Source organism: Planomonospora alba (genome assembly GCF_039534085.1).
Lineage (GTDB): Bacteria > Actinomycetota > Actinomycetes > Streptosporangiales > Streptosporangiaceae > Planomonospora_B > Planomonospora_B alba.
The window spans coordinates 1-3,854 of sequence record NZ_BAAAUT010000072.1; the positions used below are offsets into that span (position 1 = coordinate 1).

6 protein-coding genes are annotated in these 3,854 nt (G+C 69.1%); 2 read left to right on the forward strand and 4 right to left on the reverse strand.

Features of this window, described 5'->3' with window-relative positions; genetic code table 11:
* Positions 1-301 precede the first annotated feature (301 nt).
* Together ABD823_RS30250 and ABD823_RS30255 are read left to right on the forward strand one after the other, a co-directional pair.
* On the forward strand, positions 302-586 hold the full coding sequence (locus ABD823_RS30250) for a hypothetical protein (RefSeq protein WP_344865537.1): 285 nt from the start codon (positions 302-304) through the stop codon (positions 584-586).
* Positions 583-1,002: a hypothetical protein gene (locus ABD823_RS30255; protein ID WP_344865539.1), complete on the forward strand. Its 420-nt coding sequence runs from the start codon at positions 583-585 to the stop codon at positions 1,000-1,002. The genes ABD823_RS30250 and ABD823_RS30255 overlap by 4 nt, the downstream gene beginning before the upstream one ends.
* Positions 1,003-1,117: 115 nt before the next feature.
* Here ABD823_RS30255 and ABD823_RS30260 read toward each other — a convergent pair whose 3' ends face one another.
* The 4 genes from ABD823_RS30260 to ABD823_RS30275 form a co-directional block, all read right to left on the reverse strand.
* Positions 1,118-1,462 (reverse strand): hypothetical protein, encoded by a 345-nt coding sequence (locus tag ABD823_RS30260; RefSeq protein WP_344865541.1) that lies wholly within the window; start codon positions 1,460-1,462, stop codon positions 1,118-1,120.
* A gap of 2 nt (positions 1,463-1,464) precedes the next feature.
* Positions 1,465-1,866: a flagellar export chaperone FliS gene (gene fliS / locus ABD823_RS30265; protein WP_344865543.1), complete on the reverse strand. Its 402-nt coding sequence runs from the start codon at positions 1,864-1,866 to the stop codon at positions 1,465-1,467.
* Positions 1,867-1,882: 16 nt separating this feature from the next.
* The gene (gene fliD / locus ABD823_RS30270) at positions 1,883-3,265 is read right to left on the reverse strand and encodes a flagellar filament capping protein FliD (RefSeq protein ID WP_344865545.1); all 1,383 of its coding nucleotides are present in this window, start codon (positions 3,263-3,265) and stop codon (positions 1,883-1,885) included.
* 166 nt (positions 3,266-3,431) lie between these two features.
* On the reverse strand, positions 3,432-3,854 hold a 423-nt coding region (locus ABD823_RS30275), incomplete at its 5' end, for a flagellin (protein WP_344865547.1).

Here is a 3,854-nt window from a genome sequence, read left to right on the forward strand (position 1 = left end):
CCGGTTGCAGACGGCCGCAAACCCTAAAGTCCCGGCACCGCAGGGGATCCAGCACGCCACGACCGGCCGGTTCACGCCCTCCGCCTCGTCATCGACCATGCGAGCGGCACAGCAGGAGACGGTGCCGGAGCCTGCGGAAGCAGCACCCTGAGAGAACTGGTCGGGAAGGCCGCGAAAGCGAGCCCGGAGTCGGTGCGGGGGCGTAGCGGCCGGGGAAGTCCCCCGCATCGCAGGCCGCGGCGCCTGAAACGGTCGTGAAACCACTGCCTAAAAGATCATAGGACAGTATTAGCATGCGGTCATGAGCAGTCGCGCCAAGCCCAGCATCGCCGTCACTCTGGACCCTGACCTCGTCGAATACGTCCGATCCCGCGTCGGAGACGATGACGTCAAGTCCTTGTCCGCCTACGTGAACGAGGCCCTCGCTGCCCGCGTCCGCGAGGAGCGCCGCCGCAGGGCCATCCTCCAGACACGCCTGGCGCGTGCCAGAGAAGCGGCCGACCATGACCGCGTCGACCGCATGATGGCCCATGTGCAGCGGCAACTCGCTGAGATACCCGGATTCACCGGAGAGGGCGCTCGGTGACCCTGCCGCCCCTCATTCTGGACACCGGCGTCCTGATCGAACTCGCCCGGGGTGACGCAGACGTCATGACGATGATCGCCAGGTTCGATGACCGGCAACAGCCCATGGTGATGTCCGTCCTGGCGATCACCGGTGCGTCCCTTGACTCCGGTTCGAAGGACGCGACCGACCTGCTGCTCGGTGTGGCCACGATGGAGCAGATCACCATCGCCGGACTGCACGAACCCGACCACGGCACCACGCTGGCCTCTGTGATCAACCGAACCGGCCTCGCCCCGTGGGACGCCCATGTGGCCGCACTCGCCGACGTCTCGGTCTGCCCTGTACTCACCTTGGATATGACCCACTGGCAGCAGGCGGCCCGCGCCTTCGACGAGCCGCTTCATATCATCGAGATCACCGATCCCAGAGATTGACCACGTGGGATACGCAGGGTCATGAGCCCCGGCCCGAAGGGCGGGGCCCATGCCGGAGGCGGTCGATGACGGGAGCGGCTTCTCGCCCTCCCGTACGGGGTCGTCCTCGCCCGCGTCAGGCGGCGCAGTTGATGTAGACGGGGCGGGCGGCGCCGTCGCTGCCGGTCTCGACCCGGGCGATCATCGCGGCCTGGCGGCGGTTGCCGACCATGATGAGCACCATCTCCTTGGCCACCGCGAGCTGCCTGGCCAGGATGGCGTCGGCGCGGGGGCGCAGGTCGAGCGGGAGCGGGCCGAGGTCCGCCGGGGGGGTCCACGCCCCGGTGACCGCGGGGGTCTCCTGGTTGCGGTGGTCGCCGCTGAGCATCTCCTCGGCGGTGGCGACGTCCATCTCGAGGGCGTCCAGGGCGGCGGACCAGGCCGCGTGCCAGTCGCCGGTGGCGGGCGGCTGGGTGCTCACGGCTAGGCCACCCTGGCGGCGGCGCCGACCGCGGCGGCCTCGGTGACGGCGGTGCGCCAGGCGTCGCGCAGCGGCTCCACCAGGGAGCGGCAGGAGGCGACCTGGGCGGCGTCACCGCGCACGTTGGCCTGGATGAGCTGGGTGAGCAGGAAACCGTACAGCTCGGACAGTCCCGCCGCACCGTCCCAGACGTCCGTCCGCAGCGAGGAGCGCAGCTCGATGACGATGTCCTGGGCGTGCTGGAGCTGGGTGGAAGCCGCCTGCCGGTCTCCCCGCCCCAGCGCCTCCTCGCCCTTGACCAGGTCGAGCACGAGCCGGTCGTAGAGCATGACGAGCAGCTTGCCGGGAGAGGCGGTGTTCACCGTGTCGGCGAGATACCGCGCCCGCATCGAGGGGTTGTTCATGACGTGCTGTCCGTTCTTATTCCGAGGAGACGGTGGGCAGGCTCGAGATCTGCCCGGCCAGCCAGGTGGACTGCTGCTGCAGCTTGCCGAGGGAGACCTCGAGGTTGGTGAACTGCCTGCGCAGTGCCGTCTCGCGCTTCTCCAGGCGGAGGTCCCAGTCCTCGATGCGCTTGTTGAGGTCGGTGACCAGGCTCTTGCTGCCGTTGACGGCGTTGGTGACGCTCTCGGTGCTGTTGCTCGCGATCACCTTGAGCCGGGCGGCCAGCCCCATCACGCCCGAGACCTGGGTCTGGGGCAGCGTCTTGCCCTCGGCGTCGAGCCGGGGCGGGATCGACGGGTCCTCGGCCGCCATCGCGTTCTGGACCTTGGCCGGATCCGCCTCGTACGCCTTGAGGAACTCCTCGCGGTCGAAGGTGAGCTTGCCGTACCTGTCCAGTTCGATGCCGAGTTGGGCGAAGCTGCCGTAGTCGGTCTGGCCGGTGCCGACCTGGCCGAGGACGGTCTGCGCGATCTGGCGGACGGTGGAGTTGCCGGCCAGCGGCTGCTTGGTCTTGGCGGAGGCGTTGTAGGACGTCTGGGTGCCGATCTCGGTCAGCACGGCGTTCACGGAGTCGACGAACGCCTGCATCTTGCCGGCGATGGCCTCTTTGTCCTGCGCGACCGTGACGGTGACGCCCGTCTCCTCCTTGGTCACGTTGATGGTCGTGCCCGCCAGGAGGCCGGTGATGGCGTTGCTGCCGCTGGTCACGGTGTAGTGGGCGCCGTTGGCGTCGCCCACCCGGACCTGCGCGTCCTTCGCGGGGACGAGGTCGACGGGGTCGGAGGCGAGGCCGGTGATCTCGAAGCCCGCCGCCGTACCGGTCTTGGTGGAGGTGAGCTGCAGGACGGTGCCCTGGTCCGTGGTGAGGACGGAGGCCCGCACGTCGAGGCCCTTGGCGTTGATCGCGTCCGCGACGCCCTGCGGGGTGTTGGTCGTGACGTCGACGTCCACCGCGGCGGCGGTGCCGATGGCGATGCTGACCTTCGTGGCTCCGCTCGCCAGCGCCGGGTCGGTGGCGGAGGCGAAGGTGACGGTGCTGACCTGCGCCTTGGCGGTGCTCAGGACGTCGAAGGTGACGCTCCCGGTGGTGGCGCCCGCGGTCGTGGTCGGGGTGACCGAGGTCGAGGAGGAGGTCGCCGTGGCGGGCTGCCAGGACGTGCTCTTCGTCATGTCCTCGGCCGCGGTCTTGAGGGCGGCCAGTTTGGTGTTGATCGCCTGGAAGGAGCTCTGGAGCTTCTCCTGGGCGGTGACCTTGGACTTGAGCTGTGTCTGCGGAACCCTCTCGACCTGCATGAGCTGCGAGATCAGGGAGCTTGTGCTCAGGCCGCTGACCAGGCCGTCGACCGTGCTTCCAGCCACGTGTGCGAGTCCTCTCTACGCCGTCCGCCCTGCCGGGCGTTCACCCCCGCCCCGTCGGGCGGAGATGCCGAACAGTTGGAAGGGGCGGCCGGCGGTCACGCCGGCCGCCCCTTCCGGTGATGCGTCGCCTCTCATCCGCGGGCCCCGGTCAGGAGCCCGCGGAGGATCAGCCCAGGAGCTTCAGCACGGACTGCGGCGCCTGGTTGGCCTGAGCCAGCATCGAGGTGCCGGCCTGGGTCAGGATCTGGTTGCGGGTGAAGCCGACCATCTCCTGGGCCATGTCGGTGTCACGGATGCGCGACTCCGAGGCCGACAGGTTCTCGATCGCCACGTTCAGGTTGTTGATCGTGTGCTCGAACCGGTTCTGGATCGCACCGAGACCGGCGCGGGTGTCCGACACCGTCTGGATGGCGGTGTCGAGCGTCTCGATCGCGGCCTGGGAGGCCGTGACGTTCTGCGCGATCGTCTCGCCGGTGGTCCACAGCTTGGAGGCGCCCAGGCCCAGGGTGGCCGAGTCCTGGTTGGTGATGGCCACGCTGATGCGCTCGGCGGCGTCGTCACCGTTGGAGCCGACCTGGAAGGTGCCGTT